The 3,981-nt window shown below is 74.8% G+C and carries 1 protein-coding gene; it reads right to left on the bottom strand.

The genetic code is table 11. The annotated features are described in order from the left end of the window. On the bottom strand, nucleotides 1-3,931 hold a 3,931-nt coding region (locus tag ACIQI7_RS38895), incomplete at its 3' end, for an acyltransferase domain-containing protein (protein ID WP_401119592.1). Between the last annotated feature and the right edge of the window lie 50 nt (nucleotides 3,932-3,981).

The following is a 3,981-nucleotide window of genomic DNA, read 5'->3' as shown; positions in this document are numbered from 1 at the left end:
CACACGCCACCACCAGATGACGCGCCAACAACGACCCCAACACCCCCGTACCACCCACCACCAACACCGCCCCCTCCGGATCCAACGCCACCGGGAGGGTGATCACGTTCTTGCCGGTGTGGCGGCCCTGGCTGATGTGGCGGAAGGCGTCCCGGCCCCGGCGGATGTCCCGGACGGTGAGCGGGAGATGGGTGAGCGCGCCCTCCTCGAAGAGGCCCACGAGGTCGGTGAGCATCTCCTGGATGCGGTCCGCGTCGACCTGCATGAGGTCGAACGCCCGGTAGGAGATGTCGGGGAAGGACTCCGGGTCCCTGACGTCGGTCTTGCCCATCTCCAGGAACCGGCCGCCGGGGCGCAGCAGCCGCAGTGAGGCGTCCACGTACTCGTGCGCCAGCGAGTTGAGTACGACGTCGAACCCGCCGTCCTCGCCCAGCACTTGGCGGAAACCCTGCTCGAAGTGGAGGTCCCGGGACGAGGCGATGCACTCGTCCGGCAGGCCCAGGGAGCGCAGCGCGTCCCACTTGCCGGGGCTCGCGGTGCCGAAGACCCGCGCGCCGAGGTGGCGGGCGAGCTGCACCGCGGCCATTCCGACGCCGCCCGCCGCCGCGTGGACCAGCAGCGACTGGCCCGGGGCCAGGGCGGCCAGGTCGGTCAGCGCGTAGTAGGCGGTCAGGAAGACGACGGGAACGGCTGCCGCCTGGGCGAACGTCCAGCCGTCCGGGACGGTGACGAGCATCCTGCTGTCGGTGGCCACCACCGGTCCGAACGCACCGGGCAGCAGGCCCATGACCCGGTCGCCGGGCGCGAACCCGGTCACCCCGGGGCCGACCTCGGTGACCACGCCGGCGCCCTCGATGCCGAGCGGGCCGGCCTCGCCGGGGTAGAGCCCCAGGGCGTTCAGCGCGTCACGGAAGTTGAGGCCCGCGGCGCGGACGGCGACGCGCACCTCTCCCGGCTGCAGCGGGGCGAGCGCCTCGGGGCGGGGGCGCAGGGACAGCGCGTCGAGCGAGCCGCTGGCGCCCGGTTCCATCCGCCAGGCCGGCGCGCCCTCCGGGGGCGCGAGCAGCTCGCGGGTGGCCTGCCGGCTCAGCCGCGCCGCCTTCAAGGAGCCGTTGCGCAACGCGAGTTGGGGTTCTCCGGTGACGAGGGCGGCGGCCACGAGCCCGGGGGTCGGGTCGGCGTCGACGTCGAGGAGGACGAAACGGCCCGGGTGTTCGGTCTGGGCGGTGCGCAGCAGGCCCCACAGCACGGAGGCGGCGAGGTCCGCCACGCCTTCGCCCGCTTCGGCGGCCACCGCGTTCCGGGTGAGGACGACCAGGGGCGCGGAGGTGCGGTGCTCCTCGGCCAGCCAGCCCTTCAGCAGGAGCAGGACCTCCTGGGCGGCGTCATGGGCCGCGGACGGCACCTCGTGCGCCGGCACGTTCGCCGTCCACGGGAGGACGACCGCGTCCAGGTCCTCGAGCGCGCCGGACAGCGCGGCGAGGTCGGCGTGGCGGGTCACGCCCGGAAGGTCCGGGCCGCGCGTACCGAGGACGGCCCAGCGGTCCGTCGGCAGGTCCGGGTCGGCGCCGACCGGAGTGGCGCCGACCGGAGTGGTGGCAGCCGAGGTGGCGGCGGCCGGGTCCGGCACCGGCACCCAGTCCACGGCGAACAGCGGCGTGCGGCCCCCGCCCGCCGCCGAGTAGGGGCGCAGGGTCAGCGATTCGACGGTGGCGACCGGCGCCCCGTCGGCGTCGCAGACGGCCAGGGCCACGGTGTCGGTACCGGTGGGCGTCAGCCGTACCCGCAGCGCGGTGGCACCGGTGGCGTGCAGTTCGGCGCCGGTCCAGGCGAACGGCAGCCGGAGCCCGGCGGCCCGGTCGCCCTCCAGGACGAGCGGGTGCAGCGCCGCGTCCAGCAGGGCCGGGTGCACGCCGAAGCCGGAGGGCTCCGCACCGGCCGGAAGCCCGACCTCCGCGTACAGCACGTCACCGTCGCGCCAGGCGGCGCGCAGTCCTTGGAAGGTCGGCCCGTAGTCGTAGCCGCGGGCGGCCAGGGCTTCGTAGGCGTCGGCCACGTCGAGGGGGGGCGCGTCCTTCGGCGGCCAGTTCGTCAGCGCGCTCCCGGCGCCTTCGGCCCCGGCCGCCAGCACGCCGGTGGCGTGGCGCCTCCAGGTGTCGCCGGAGCGCGTGAACACGGCCAGCGACCAGCGTCCATCCTCCGCGGGATCCAGCACCACCCGCAGGTCGGCCGGGGCGTCGGGGTGCAGGGACAGCGGGGCTTCCAGGGTGAGTTCGTCCAGCCGCCGGTAGCCCGCCCGGGCGCCCGCCGCGAGGGCGACGTCGACCAGCGCCGTACCGGGCAGCAGCACCTCGTCGCCGATGACGTGGTCGTCCGTCCAGGGGTGGGTCGTGGGCGAGAGCCGGCCGGTGAACACCCAGCCCTGCCCGTCGGGCCGCTCGACCGCCGCGCCCAGCAGCGGGTGCCCCACCGTCTCCAGGCCGGCCGACGCCACGTCCGCGACGGCGGTGTCCTCCTGCAGCCAGTAGGACCCGTGCTGGAAGGCGTACGTCGGCAGCTCCACCGGCCGCGCCCCGGCGAACAGCGGGGACCAGTCGGGCAGGTGGCCGGCGAAGGCGGTCTGCGCGACGGCGGCGAGGAGGGAGTCGCTCTCCGGGCGGCGGGCACGCAGCAGCGGCAGCGCGACCGCGTCGGTCCCGGCGGGCAGGCAGTCCGGGACCAGGCCCGTCAGGACGCCGTCGGGGCCGAGTTCGAGGTAGGTCCCGACGCCGAGCCCGGCGAGGTGCCCGACCCCCTCGCCGAACCGGACGGCACGGCGGATGTGGGACACCCAGTAGTCGGGGGAGCAGAGTTGCTCGGCGGTGGCCTCCCTCCCGGTCACGTTGGAGACGACGGAGAGGACGGGCGCGCGGAAGGTCAGGCCTTCGAGGACGGTGCGGAACTCCTCCAGCGCGCTGTCCATGTGGGCGGAGTGGAAGGCGTGGCTGACCCGCAGCCGCTTGGTCCTGCGCCCCACCGCCGCGAAGTGGTCGGCGACCTCGGTGGCGACCTCGGCATCGCCCGAGACCACGACGGACCGCGGGCCGTTGACCGCGGCGATCCCGGCCAGGTGGTCGCGGTCCCCGAGGACCGTCAGGACCTCCTGCTCGGTGGCCTGTACGGCGATCATGGCGCCGTCACCGCGGGCGGCCTGCATCAGCCGTCCCCGCGTCGCCACCATGAGCGCGGCGTCCGGCAGGTCGAGGACGCCCGCGGCATGGGCGGCGGCCACCTCGCCGATCGAGTGTCCGAGCAGGTGGTCGACCTCGATGCCGTAGTGCTCCAGAAGCCTGAACTGCGCGGTCTCCAGGGCGAACAGGGCCGACTGGGCGTACAGGGTCCGGTCCAGGAGTTCGGCGTCCGTGCCGAAGACGACGTCCTTCAGCGGGACGGGCAGATGCGCGTCCAACTGCGCGCACGCCTCGTCGAACGCCTTCGCGAAGACGGGGAAGTCCTGGTACAGCCGGCGGCCCATGCCGAGGCGCTGCGCGCCCTGGCCGGTGAAGAGCAGGGCGAGCTTGTTCGAGTCGTCGGTGGGTGTGGTGGGGGGTGTGACGGTGACGTTGTCCGCCGTACCGCCCTCGGCCAGCGCCCGCAGTCCCGCGAGCAGCTCCTCACGGCCGGCCCCCGTCACGACCGCCCGCTGCTCGAACAGCGAACGCTGCGACACCAGCGACAGGCCCACATCACCCGCCGCGACCGCCGGACGCTCCACCAGGTACTCCGCCAGGCGGCCGGCCTGCGCCCGCAACGCCTCCACCGACCGGCCCGACACCACCCACGGCACCACAGCCGAGACCACACCTGAGCCCTCGACAGGGACAGCCGCCTCCTCGGCGACCCCCTCCACGATCACGTGCGCGTTCGTCCCACTGATCCCGAACGACGACACACCCGCCCGCCGCGGCCGACCCACCTCAGGCCACTCCCGCGCCTCCGCCA

Source organism: Kitasatospora sp. NPDC092039 (assembly GCF_044756065.1).
Taxonomy (GTDB): Bacteria; Actinomycetota; Actinomycetes; order Streptomycetales; family Streptomycetaceae; genus Kitasatospora.
The sequence above is the reverse complement of the archived record's forward strand: the minus strand, read 5'-3'. Positions and strand labels throughout refer to the sequence as shown.